10 protein-coding genes are annotated in these 11461 nt (G+C 70.6%); all 10 read right to left on the reverse strand.

Annotated elements, in window-relative coordinates:
• Positions 1-10: 10 nt before the first annotated feature.
• The 10 genes from RWS82_RS04935 to mltG all read right to left on the reverse strand — a co-directional run bounded on the left by RWS82_RS04935 (position 11) and on the right by mltG (position 11460).
• On the reverse strand, positions 11-1588 hold the full coding sequence (locus RWS82_RS04935) for a Rieske 2Fe-2S domain-containing protein (protein WP_314647479.1): 1578 nt from the start codon (positions 1586-1588) through the stop codon (positions 11-13).
• A 175-nt stretch (positions 1589-1763) separates the two neighbouring features.
• Entirely contained in the window at positions 1764-4712 is a 2949-nt protein-coding gene (locus tag RWS82_RS04940) for a DEAD/DEAH box helicase (protein ID WP_314647481.1), read from the reverse strand.
• A gap of 66 nt (positions 4713-4778) precedes the next feature.
• Positions 4779-5189 carry a transcription antitermination factor NusB gene (gene nusB / locus RWS82_RS04945; protein ID WP_314647483.1) on the reverse strand — a complete coding sequence of 137 codons (411 nt, stop codon included), beginning with the start codon at positions 5187-5189 and terminating at the stop codon, positions 4779-4781.
• A gap of 3 nt (positions 5190-5192) precedes the next feature.
• Positions 5193-5753: an elongation factor P gene (gene efp / locus RWS82_RS04950; protein WP_314647485.1), complete on the reverse strand. Its 561-nt coding sequence runs from the start codon at positions 5751-5753 to the stop codon at positions 5193-5195.
• A 73-nt stretch (positions 5754-5826) separates the two neighbouring features.
• A complete protein-coding gene (locus RWS82_RS04955) occupies positions 5827-6264 on the reverse strand; it encodes a type II 3-dehydroquinate dehydratase (RefSeq protein WP_314647488.1) in 438 nt (145 codons plus the stop codon).
• Positions 6261-7349 carry a 3-dehydroquinate synthase gene (aroB, locus tag RWS82_RS04960; protein WP_314647491.1) on the reverse strand — a complete coding sequence of 363 codons (1089 nt, stop codon included), beginning with the start codon at positions 7347-7349 and terminating at the stop codon, positions 6261-6263. Before aroB ends, RWS82_RS04955 begins: the two co-directional genes overlap by 4 nt.
• Positions 7346-7864 (reverse strand): shikimate kinase, encoded by a 519-nt coding sequence (locus RWS82_RS04965; protein WP_314647494.1) that lies wholly within the window; start codon positions 7862-7864, stop codon positions 7346-7348. Before RWS82_RS04965 ends, aroB begins: the two co-directional genes overlap by 4 nt.
• Positions 7848-9077, reverse strand: coding sequence for a chorismate synthase (aroC, locus tag RWS82_RS04970; protein WP_314647496.1), 1230 nt, complete (start codon positions 9075-9077; stop codon positions 7848-7850). The genes RWS82_RS04965 and aroC overlap by 17 nt, the downstream gene beginning before the upstream one ends.
• 33 nt (positions 9078-9110) lie before the next feature.
• Complete coding sequence (locus RWS82_RS04975; RefSeq protein ID WP_314647498.1) at positions 9111-9932, reverse strand: shikimate dehydrogenase; 822 nt, start codon at positions 9930-9932, stop codon at positions 9111-9113.
• A gap of 1 nt (position 9933) precedes the next feature.
• Positions 9934-11460, reverse strand: coding sequence for an endolytic transglycosylase MltG (gene mltG, locus RWS82_RS04980; protein ID WP_314647502.1), 1527 nt, complete (start codon positions 11458-11460; stop codon positions 9934-9936).
• Between the last annotated feature and the right edge of the window lies 1 nt (position 11461).

Below are 11461 nucleotides of genomic sequence, written 5' to 3' on the forward strand. Positions count from 1 at the left end.
CGTCACCCGGTCAGCTCGCCTCGGCGAACACGTCGTCGGTGACGTCGTCGATCTTCGACGATCGGATCGGATGCCCGCTGGTCGACAGGCAGCGGCCGGTCTTCAGGTCCCACTTCCAGTCGTGCATGCTGCACGTGAGGATGCCGTCGCCATCGACCGAACCGGTGCGTGTGAGGTCGGCGCGCAGGTGCGGGCATCGGCGCTGCACCGTCCAGCCCCCGATCTCCGCGTCCTCGGTCTGGTCGGTCTGCTCCTGGTACCAGTTCTCGACGTACTCGATGCGGTCGACCGACAGGCACTTGAGGAAGGTCGTGAGGAACTCGTTGAACTTGCCGCTGCGGCCGACCTGGAACTGCATCGACAGGAAGATCGAGTTCGACCAGTCGATCTCGTGGTCGCGGATGTTCGTCGACACGAGGTCGGCCGGGATCGTGTACCAGTAGACGCACTCCTCGCCGGCGTACTCGCGCACCTTCGCCCGGGGGAAGTCGACGACCATGTCGAGGTCGCCGATGCGGAAGCGCACGTTGCCGCCCACGCCGAGCCGGATCGTCCGCGACTTCTTCAGCAGCGGCTCCCACCACTCCTTGAGGGCGGCGAGGATCTGGTCGGCGGGCAGCACCTCCGCGCGCGAGGCCTCCTCGTCGCGGATCTCCTGCTGACGGCTGGCCCGCTGCTCCTCGAGGTAGTCCCACTTCTCGTCGAAGATGTGGGAGATCTCGGCGTCCGAGTAGAGGGTCTGCGCGGTGGTGACCTCGCCGCCCTCGACCGTGACCACGGTGCCCGGAATGAAGAGCTGCCCGTCGTACTGCGGCGCGAGCTCCTTCATGTGGGCGAGGAACTGCTTCTGGTCGGTGAAGATCGACTCGCCGTTGCGCCCGGTGCCGTTGAAGTCGAACAGGTCGTCGCGCAGGAACATCGGCGGTCCGGCCATCGGGAAGACGTGCGGGGCATCGACCTTCTCGATGTAGTACATCGCGCGCTTGTTCTGCGCTTCGCGCTTCAGCTGGGCGAAGTTCTGCTTGGCGTCCATCGGGAGGTCGTAGACCATCGGCCACCAGATCGCGCCGGACACCTGGGTGAAGTAGGCGTCGGGCTTGCCGAAGTGCAGGAGCTTCTCGAGGTCGAGCGGGTGCGAGTCGTTCTGGTTCAGCACCGAGCCCGTGCCGTCGTCGACGCTGAGGGAGGAGTCGCCGATCGGACCATCGCTGGGGGCGCGCAGCGGCGTGATCATGATCTTCAGGTCGCCGCGTTCGATGACCTCCCCCGCCGGCGCGTACGTGATGTTCGTGTAGCCGAGGGCGCGGATGTCTTGTTCGAGGTCGTCGATCGGATACTCGGGAAGGAGCACCTCGATGTCCTTGCGGATGTACCGCTCGAGCAGCGCGGGATCGAAGTGGTCGCGGTGACGGTGCGAGATGTAGAGGAAGTCGGCCTCGCGCCCGAAGCGCTCCCAGTCGAGCGCGCGGTTGTCGGGGAACGGGAACCACGAGCCGAAGAACGACGGCCCGAGGACGGGGTCGCAGATGATGTTCCCGCCGAGCGTCTCGATGAACATCCCGGCGTGGCCGAGTCCCGTGATCCGCATTCCGTCTCCTCCTGGTGCATCGTCCCGGCGACCGTTCGCGGACGCCCGTCTGGACCGCACCGATTCTACCCGGGGCACGCTGACCGTCGGCGGAGACCGGCCGTGCATATCCGCGCGTCCCCGCCGCGGCAGCGGCACGCGGCCGGCTGGCCGGGCCGCCCGATCGGTCAGCGGGTCAGCCGAGCAGCCCCTGGATGTCGTCGGCGGTGAGCGATTGCGCGAACAGCGCTTCGTCGTCCATCACCGCCGCGAACAGCCGCGCTTTGCGGCGTTGCAGCTCGACGACCTTCTCCTCGATGGTTCCGGTGGCGACCATCCGGTAGACGAACACCTGCGCGGTCTGCCCGATGCGGTGCGCGCGGTCGACGGCCTGCGCCTCCGCGGCCGGATTCCACCACGGATCGAGCAGAAACACGTAGTCGGCCTCGGTGAGCGTGAGACCGAATCCGCCGGCCTTGAGGCTGATCAGGAAGACCGGCTGGTCTCCCTCGCGGAACCCGTCGATCACGGCCTGACGACCCGAGGTCGACCCGTCGAGATGGGAGTAGGGGATGCCCGCGGCGGTCAGGCGCTCCGCCGCCAGATCGAGGAAAGACGTGAACTGGCTGAACACCAGCGCCCGATGTCCTTCCTGTTGCAGCTCGATGACCCGCTCGAGCAGCACATCGAGTTTCCGCGAACCGATGCGCGCGTGCGCAGGGTCGATCAGCGCGGGCGACAGCGCGAGCATGCGCAGGAGCGTCAGAGAACGGAAGACGATGAATCGGTGCCGATCGAGTTCGGGGAGCAGGCCGAGGATCTTCTGCCGTTCGCGCTGCAGCACCGTCTCGTAGAGTTCGCGATGCGCCGAGCCCAGTTCGACGTCGAGGATCTGCTCCTGCCGCGCCGGGAGCTCATCGGCGACGAGGTCCTTCGTGCGCCGCAGGAGCAGCGGACGCATGCGCCGGCGCAACTGCGCGAGGCGTCGCTCCCGATACTCGCCGCCCTCCGCGTTCTCGGGCACTTTGCCTTGTTCGATCGGTTGGATGTAGCGCTCCCGGAAGGCCCGGGCCGAGGGGAAGAGCCCGGGGGCCGTGAGCGAGAGCAGCGCCCACAGCTCCGACAGCCCGTTCTCCAGCGGGGTGCCGGTGACCGCATACACCGCACGGGCGGGGATCGCGGCGATCGCCTGATGCAGCTTGGTCGCCGGATTCTTGACGAACTGCGCCTCGTCGAGCACGAGCGCGGCCCAGTCGACCGCGGTGAACACCGGTTCGTCGAGCCGGGCGATGGCGTAGGTGGTGACGACGACGTCGGCATCGAGAGGCTCGGCCAGCCCGGATGCCCGGGTCGCGTCTCTCAGTTGCACGCGCAGCCCTGGCGCGAAGCGCGCGGCTTCCGCCCGCCAGCCACCGACCACCGAGGTGGGCGCGATCACGAGGAACGGGCGGTGCTCCCCCGCCTCCCGTGCGTGCAGGATCAGCGCGAGGATCTGCAGGGTCTTGCCCAGTCCCATGTCGTCGGCGAGGATCCCGCCGAGGCCGTGCGCCCAGAGCAACGCCAGCCAGTCGAGGCCCTGCTGCTGGTACGGGCGCAGGTCGGCGCGCAACCCCATGGGCGGAGGGACGGGAGGGACCGCGGCGACGTCGCGGAGTCCCTCGGCGAGTTCCCGCCATGCGCGCGCGGGCAGCGCCTCGTCGGCCAGGTCCTCGAACTCCTCCCACAGCGCGACCTGCGAACGGTGCAGACGGGGCCCGGTCTCCCACTCGTCGAGCTGCGCGGCCTCGTCGAGCAGTTCGCGCAGGCGGTCGAGGGCGGGATGCTGCAGCGAGAAGTGGGTGCCGTCGACGAGCAGGAGCTTCTTGCGTCCGGTGACGAGAGCCGTGAACAGCGGCTCGAACGGGATCACGCGGCCATCGATGCGGACCAGCACCCCGAGGTCGAACCAGTCGGAGTCGGGGGTCTCCATCGTCGACACGGTCAGCTCGGGTTCACCGGTGAGCTCGGTGTACGTCTTACGCCGCCCGGTCGTCTCGACCCGCACTCCCTCCGCCTCCAGCCGAGGCACGAGTCGGGTCGCGAACTCCGCGGCCTCGATCTCGTGGAAGGCACCCCGCGCGGTGAAGGCGCTCCCCACCATCTGCTGCCAGAGGGAGGCGACGTGCGCGTGCACCTCGCTCTCCGCCTCAGGGTCGCGGAAGCCCGAGCCGTCGGGTTCGAAGGATGCCCGACCGAAACCCGCGTAGTCCCACCCGAACGCGTACTCGATGGTGTCGCCGCGGCGGAACGAGAGGGAGAGCACGGCACGCGGACGCGGCAGCGGCGGGAGGGAGACGGCCCCCTGCGTGCGCACGGCGACACCGCGCGCCAGCCGTGGATACGCCTCGCGGAGGAAGTCCTCCTCGTCGTGTCGAGGGATGTGCACTGCGGCACCGAGCGCCAGGAGTGACTGCCCAGCCTCGCCCGCCGCGGTCTCGGCCAGCACGACGTGCAGTCGATCTCCGGTCTGCGCGGCCGCGTAGAGCCCGTTCCGTCCGATCGGCCGCAGCAGCGCTCCGGTGAACGTCGGGTCGTCGCCGGCCGCACCGATCTCGGGTTCGACCGTCAGGTCACCGGCGTCGGTGCGACGGATGACCGCGCCCACCGCGATCCGGTCGCGCAGTTCGACGGTGACCTTCTTCTGCGTCGGCACCAGCGGGATGCCGAGAGCAGCCGCGGCGTGCAGGTGCGTCCAGAGCAGCGGCGACTCCAGATGATCGAGCAGGAGCCAGTCGCCCGCAGTGCCGGACAGCAGCGAGTCGCGCGCAATGCTGAGCAGATCCGCGAACCACCGGGTTCGGCGTCGCCCGTAGCGCGCCGGAGAGCGCCGTACCGCATCCCAGGTGGCCGCTCCCTGCACCCAGTCGCCGGACGCGGGGCTGCGTTCGAGCGGGCGGATGCCCAGCAGCACCTCGCCACCGCCGCGGGCGACGTCTCGCGGCGTCGCCGACCGCGCGGGGCGCGACCCCCAGGGGTTCGCGTGACGGGCATCGCGATAGCGCACCTCGACGCCGAGGGCGAGCGGCATCGCCTCGCCCTCGTCGTCGGAGCCGACCAGCGCGCGCCAATCCGTCATCGGGCGACGGGGGTCGTCAGGGGAGGCCATGCCCGTCATCCTCTCCGGTGCCACCGACACCGGCATCGGCATCGGGCCCCCGACGCCCGCAACCGGTCAGACCGCGCGCGCCACCCGGGCGAGCACGCCGTGCACGAAGGCGCCGGAGTCGTCGGTCGAGAACTCCTTGGCGAGTTCCACGGCCTCGTCGATCGCGACCGCGGTCGGGACCTCGTCGTTGTAGACGATCTCCCACGCGCCGATGCGCAGCAGCGCACGATCCACCGCCGGCATGCGGTCGAGCTTCCAATCGCGGCTGTGCGTCGTGATGTGCTCGTCGATCTCGTCGCGGTGATCGATGATGCCATCGACGATCTCCCGCGCGTATAGCCATGACGCCTCGCGGGCGGGCTCGCTGGCCGCGCGCTTCGCCTCGGCGGCGAGGGCGACCTGCACCTCGTCGCCGCGTACGTCGGCGGAGAACAGGATGTCGAGTGCGCGCTTGCGCGCCTTCGTCCGGGCGCTCACGCCTTACTTCTCGCGACCGAGGTACTCACCCGTGCGGGTGTCGACCTTGACCTTGGTGCCGGTCTCGAGGAACAGCGGAACCTGGATCTCGTAGCCGGTCTCGAGCGTGGCGGGCTTGGTGCCGGCCGACGAGCGGTCGCCCTGCAGACCGGGCTCGGTGTAGGTCACCTCGAGGATGACGGACGCCGGCAGGTCGATGTAGAGGGGGTTGCCGTTGTTGAGTGCGATCGTGACCTGCTGGTTCTCCAGCAGGAAGTTCTTCGCGTCGCCGACGGTGGCCGCGCCGACCGTGATCTGGTCGTAGTCTGCGGCGTCCATGAACACGAACCCGTCACCGTCGGTGTAGAGGTAGGTGAAGTCGCGGCGGTCGACGTTCTCGATCTCGATCTTCGCGCCCGCGTTGTAGGTGCGGTCGACGACCTTGCCCGACACGACGTTCTTCAGCTTGGTGCGCACGAACGCCCCGCCCTTGCCCGGCTTGACGTGCTGGAACTCGATGACGCTCCAGAGCTGTCCGTCGATGCTGAGGACGACGCCGTTCTTGATGTCTGCGGTAGATGCCATGCGCGGGAGGTTTCCGTTCCTGTGGGGTTTCGCGGCCGTCGTCGCCCTGCGGGGGCGGAGCCGACAGTCGATTCTAAGGGATGAGCGCCGTGAGGCGCCGCACGGCCTCGGCGTAGCCGTCGATGCCCTGCCCGATCACGCGGACGGCGGCCACGTCGTCAAGGTAGGAGTGGTGGCGGAACTCCTCGCGCGCATGCACGTCCGAGATGTGCACTTCGGCGAAGGGCAGGCCGACGCCGGTCAGCGCATCGCGCAGCGAGACGGACGTGTGAGTGAGGCCGCCCGGGTTGATCACGATGCCGACGCAGTCGCCGCGCGCTTCGTGGATCGCGTCGATGAGCACGCCCTCGTGGTTGCTCTGGATCGCACGCAGCCCGTAGCCCGCATCGAGCGCGGCGGCGGCGGCGAGGCGTTCCACATCCGCCAGGGTCGCCGTGCCGTAGACCTCGGGCTCCCGCGTGCCGAGGAGGTTGAGGTTCGGTCCGTTCACGAGCAGAAGACGCGCGCTCACTCCCCGACCTCCTGGTACGCCGCGAAGAGCAGTGACTCGTCCGGTGCCTGCAGCACGGTCGGCTTCGCGATGTCGTCGAGCAGGATGAAGCGCAGCATCCCGCCGCGCGCCTTCTTGTCGCGCTGCATGGTCGCGAGCAGCTGCGGCCATGCACCGGCGCGGTACGAGGTCGGCAGTCCGAGCGACTCGAGCACGCTGCGGTGGCGCACCGCGGCCTCGTCCGGCAGACGACCGGCGAGACGCGACAGCTCGGCGGCGAACAGCATGCCGACCGAGATGGCCGCCCCGTGCCGCCAGCGGTAGCGCTCGGCGTGCTCGATCGCGTGCCCGAGGGTGTGGCCGTAGTTCAGGATCTCGCGCTGCCCCGCCTCGCGGAAGTCCTCCGACACCACCGCCGCCTTCATCTCGACGGCGAGCTCGACGGCGCGTCGGAATTCGTCGGTGGTCGGGTCGACGGCGCGGGCCGGGTCGGCTTCGACGATGTCGAGGATCTCCGGCGCCCAGATGAAGCCGGCCTTGACGACCTCGGCGAATCCCGCGGTCGCCTCGTTCGGACTGAGGCTGGCGAGCTCGTCGAGGTCTCCCACGACCGCCCGCGGTGCCCAGAAGGCGCCGACGAGGTTCTTGCCCTCGGCCGTGTTGACGCCGGTCTTGCCGCCGATGGACGCGTCGACGAGTCCGAGCACGGTCGTCGGAACCTGCACGACTTGGATGCCGCGCAGCCAGGTCGCGGCGACGAAGCCCGCGACATCGGTCACCGCACCGCCGCCGTAGCCCACGACCGCGTCGGTGCGGGTGAAGTCCGCCTGTCCCATGACCTGCCAGCAGAAGGCGGCCACCTCGATGCGCTTGCCCTGCTCGGCATCGGGGATCTCGGCGAGGAGTACCTCGCGCGGTCCGTTTGCCGCGTCGGCCAGCAGCCGGTCTCGCAGCTCGGCCGCACGCGCCGCGAGCGTGGGCGGGTGGACCACGAGGATCTTCCGCACACCGGGTTCGAGGGCGGCGGACACCCGGTCGAGGATGCCGCGCCCGATGGTGACCTCGTAGGCCTGTGCTCCCGTGACGGGAATGGTCGTCGTGCTCATGCCAGTGTCCTCCTCCAGGTCGCGATCTCGTCCGCGATCCTCTGCATCGGTCGTCGTGAGGTGTCGAACGTCGCCGTGGCGACCTCTTCGTACCAGGGGCGGCGCGCCTCGAAGATGCTCGTCCAGCGCGCCACGGGGTCGTCGTCGGCCAGGAGGGGGCGGTTCGTGCCGCGGATCCGGTCGGCGACGGCATCCGCGCTCACCGTGAGGAAGACCACCGGGTGGTCGCGCAGCAGGTCGCGCGTGCCGGCATCGGTCACCGCTCCCCCGCCGAGCGACACCACGCCGCCCTCGGCGAGAGCCTCGGCGACGACACCGCGCTCCCACTCCCGGAAGCGCTCCTCGCCGTGCTCGGCGAAGATCGCCGGGATCGGGCCGTGCGCGGCCACGATCCTCTTGTCCGTGTCGATGAACGGCACGCCGAGTCGACGGGCCACGCGTCGGCCGACGCTGGTCTTGCCCGCGCCCATCGGGCCGACGAGCACGATGTCGAGCGGCTCAGCCTCGGTCGTCATGGGCGAGGAGCGCCGCCTCCGACGCGGGAGCGGTGCGCAGCTCGTCGGGGATGCCCTGCAGGTAGCCCTCGAGGTTGCGGCGGGTCTCGCGGATGCTGTCGCCGCCGAACTTCTCGAGCACCGCGCGGGCGAGCTCGATCGCGACCATGGCCTCGGCGACGACACCCGCGGCCGGGACCGCGCAGACGTCGGACCGCTGGTGATGCGCGGTGGCGGTGTCGCCCGTGGCGACGTCGATCGTGCGGAGGGCGTGCGGGACGGTGGCGATCGGCTTCATGCCGGCCCGCACCCGCAGCACGGTGCCGGTCGACATGCCCCCTTCGAGACCGCCGGCACGGTCGGAGCCGCGGGTGATGCCGTCGGCCGCCACGAACAGCTCGTCGTGCGCGGCGGAGCCGCGGCGGCGCGTGGTCTCGAAGCCGTCGCCGACCTCGACGCCCTTGATCGCCTGGATGCTCATGAGCGCCTGCGCGAGGCGCGCGTCGAGGCGGCGGTCGTAGTGCACGTGCGAGCCGAGCCCCGGGGGCAGGCCGTACGCGAGCACCTCGACGATGCCACCGAGCGTGTCGCCGTCCTTCTTCGCGTCGTCGACCTCGGCGATCATCAGAGCGGAGGTCGCGGCGTCGAAGCAGCGGAGCGGATCGGCGTCGAGGGCGTCGACGTCGTCGGGCGTCGGGAGCGCCGAGTCGGCGGGCACCTGCACGGGGCCGATCGAGAGGGTGTGGCTGACGAGTCGGATGCCGAGCTCGCCGAGGAACGAACGCGCCACCGCGCCCAGGGCGACGCGTGCCGCGGTCTCTCGTGCACTCGCGCGTTCGAGGATCGGTCGCGCCTCGTCGAAGTCGTACTTCTGCATGCCGACGAGATCGGCGTGGCCGGGGCGCGGCCGGGTGAGGGGCGCACCGCGTCCGCGCGACTTCTCGGTGAGTTCGATCGGCTCCGGGCTCATGACCTCGGTCCACTTCGGCCACTCCGTGTTGCCGATGCGCAGGGCAACCGGGCTGCCCAGGGTCAGGCCGTGGCGGACGCCGCCGGAGATCGACAGCTCGTCCTGCTCGAACTTCATGCGCGAGCCGCGGCCGTACCCGAGCTTGCGGCGCTGCAGGTCGGCCTGGATCGCCTCGGCGGCGACGGGCACACCCGACGGCAGGCCCTCGATGATGGCGATGAGTTCGGGGCCGTGCGATTCGCCGGCGGTGAGCACGCGGAGCATTGCTCTAGTCTCCCATGCGCCGACGGGTAGGTTTCACGACGCGTCGGCGAGGGCCGCGCGCATCGCATCGACCACGGCGGGCTCGTTGGGCAGAGCATCCGTCGGGGTGCCGTGGAGGAAGATCCGGATCTGGCGGACCGCCTGGTGCAGCAGCATCCCGAGTCCGGAGACGGCGGTGCCCTGCCATGCGCCGGCCAGCGCCGAGGGCCACGGCGCGTAGGCCGCGTCGAAGAGCGCCCCACCCGCCGCGCTCAGGCGGTCGACCGAGTCCTCCGGCAGCGCCGTTCCGCTCGGGAGGGTCGCGACGGTGAGGTCGACGTCGGTAGCCGCGTCGTCGAACGCCGCGATCGACACCCGGATGCCCAGCCGCTCGCCGAGGGCGGTCAACGGCGCACCGCGTTCGGGGCGCCGGGCGCGCACCTCGACGTCGTGCGCTCCGGACTCGGCGGTCGCGACCAGGGCGGAGGCCGCGGTCGCGCCCGCGCCGAGGATGCGCACCCGCGACGCGCCCGCGAGGCCGTGTTCGGCGAGGGCGTCCACGATGCCGCCCACGTCGGTGTTGAACCCGCGGATGCTCTCGCCGAGCAGCACCGTGTTCACGGCGCCCGTGAGTTCGGCGTGCGCGTCGTGCGACGCGGCCGCACGGAAGGCCACCTCCTTGAGCGGCATCGTCAGCGAGAGTCCCCGCCACTCCGCGTCGAGGGCCGAGAGGGCTTCATCGAACAGCGCAGCGTCGACGCGTCGGCGCTCGTAGCGCCAATCGAGTCCGAGCACGTCGTAGGCGGCCGCATGCAGCACGGGCGACTTCGAGTGCCCGATCGGATCGCCCCATACCGCGAGGCGGGTGCGCGCCACCTCAGCAGCCGGCATCCGGGTTGGCGCGGCACCACTCGCGCCACTTCTCGATGCCGACCTGGTGCTCCTCGTAGGTCTCGGAGAACTGGGTCTCGCCCGTCGAGAGGTCGATCGTGACGAAGTACAGCCACGGGCCGTCCGCGGGGTTCATGGCGGCCGTGATCGCGGCTTCACTCGGGCTTGCGATCGGCGTGGCCGGCAGCCCGGTGTGCACGTACGTGTTCCAGGGGTTGTCGTCGGCCAGCGCCTCGGCCGAGCTCGAGACGACGCCCTCGTGCAGCGAGCCGTACCCGTACTGCGCCGTCGAGTCCATCTGCAGCTTCATGTCGATCGCCAAACGGTTCTCGATCACCCGCGCGACCTTGTCGAAGTCGGATGTGCGGCCTTCGCGCTGCACGATCGACGCGACCGTGAGCACTCGTTCCGCCTGATCGTCCGGCACGCCGGCCGCGGTCAGGGATTCGCGCGTGCGGTCGACCATGCGCTGGATCACCTGCGCGGCGGTCACCTCCGGGTCGAACGTGTACACCGCGGGGAACAGCCAACCCTCGAGGCTCTGCGCCGAGACCCCGTACGCCGCGGGATCCGCCACCGCGGCCTCGAAGTCGGCGAGCGGAAGGCCGAGCGTCTCGGCCATCGCCGGGAGCGACGACGCGATCGTCGCGCCCTCCCCCATCGAGACGGTGTTCTCCATGCGGTTCGCCTCGTCGGAGAGCGCCTCCAGCGCGGCTTCCGCCGTCATCTTCTTCTGGAGCTTGTACACGCCCGGATAGAAGATCGGGTTCAGTCCTTCGTCGATGAGGTAGTCGTAGAACACGTCCTCGGTGCGCGTGACGCCCGCCTCGTACAGCGCGGTCGACACGGGCCGGCCGGTGTCTCCGTCGGCGATCGTCACCGTGACCTCGCCGGTGGCGAGCCCGGGCTCCCAGTCCGCGGGCTCCCCCGTTCCGAGCAGCTCCGAGATGCGGTCGCCGTATGTGTTCATGGCCCACACGCCGGCGGCGGCGATGCCGCCGAGGATGGCGAGCACGACGATGAGCGCGACGAGGCAGCCGCGCCGCCGCTTCGGGCGCGTTCGGTTCGTGCGGTGGTCGTCGGCGGAGGCGAAGAGATCGTCGAGTCCCCCGTCGCGCGGTTCGGCGGGGTGAGGCGCGTCCTCCACCGCTGTCGAGGTCTTCTCCGATGACGAGCGCACCTCCGCGGGCGGCGCCTCGACGAGCGACGGATCGGGCCGCCGTGCCGCGGCGACGGGAGCAGCCGCCGCGATCGGCGCCGCATCCGACGTCGGGAGCCTCTCGCCCGCGGCAGGAGTGGGGGAATCGGGTGCCGCGGGTCGCGGATCGGCGTCGTCGCTCCCCCGAGTCGCACGCCGGGCCGCCGCCTCACGCGCCGCGCGGCGCGAGCCGGGCGCGGGGGTGTCGTCGTCGACGGTCGGGTGCTGCGGGGTGGGGTCCGGCAGGTTGGCGAAGAGATCGCCGAGGCGCTCGTCGGGGCCCTGGGCCGGGGATGCGCCATCGCGTTCGGACATG

It is taken from the genome of uncultured Microbacterium sp., assembly GCF_963528945.1.
Lineage (GTDB): Bacteria > Actinomycetota > Actinomycetes > Actinomycetales > Microbacteriaceae > Microbacterium.

Coding starts and splice junctions, on each gene's coding strand:
- RWS82_RS04935 (WP_314647479.1), bottom strand. CDS start 1,588: ATGCGGATCACGGGACTCGGCCACGCCGGGATGTTCATCGAGACGCTC.
- RWS82_RS04940 (WP_314647481.1), bottom strand. CDS start 4,712: ATGGCCTCCCCTGACGACCCCCGTCGCCCGATGACGGATTGGCGCGCG.
- efp (WP_314647485.1), bottom strand. CDS start 5,753: ATGGCATCTACCGCAGACATCAAGAACGGCGTCGTCCTCAGCATCGAC.
- aroB (WP_314647491.1), bottom strand. CDS start 7,349: ATGAGCACGACGACCATTCCCGTCACGGGAGCACAGGCCTACGAGGTC.
- RWS82_RS04965 (WP_314647494.1), bottom strand. CDS start 7,864: ATGACGACCGAGGCTGAGCCGCTCGACATCGTGCTCGTCGGCCCGATG.
- aroC (WP_314647496.1), bottom strand. CDS start 9,077: ATGCTCCGCGTGCTCACCGCCGGCGAATCGCACGGCCCCGAACTCATC.
- mltG (WP_314647502.1), bottom strand. CDS start 11,460: ATGTCCGAACGCGATGGCGCATCCCCGGCCCAGGGCCCCGACGAGCGC.